We start from the raw sequence: 274 nt of genomic DNA, 5'->3' as shown, positions 1-274 counted from the left end.
GCTCCTAGTGCCAAGGCATCCACCGTACGCCCTTTCTACCTTGATCTAGCGTTTCTAAGACACACGGTCCGAACGGACCATGCATATTTTTCTTGGTTTGATGTCTTGATGAATCTTCAGTTTTCAAAGAACAATCGAGGGACGAACCCTCAAAACTGAACGATGGGCATGCCACATGGGCATTTTCCTTAGAAAGGAGGTGATCCAGCCGCACCTTCCGATACGGCTACCTTGTTACGACTTCACCCCAATCATCTGTCCCACCTTCGGCGGC

1 rRNA gene is annotated in these 274 nt (G+C 50.0%); it reads right to left on the bottom strand.

What is annotated here, in order from left to right:
• Positions 1-192: 192 nt before the first annotated feature.
• Positions 193-274, bottom strand: a 16S ribosomal RNA gene (locus tag EVJ30_RS15105); the annotation flags it as partial.

The sequence above is a fragment of the Exiguobacterium sp. SH5S13 genome (assembly GCF_004337085.1).
GTDB classification, from domain to species: domain Bacteria; phylum Bacillota; class Bacilli; order Exiguobacteriales; family Exiguobacteriaceae; genus Exiguobacterium; species Exiguobacterium aurantiacum_A.
The sequence above is the reverse complement of the archived record's forward strand: the minus strand, read 5'-3'. Positions and strand labels throughout refer to the sequence as shown.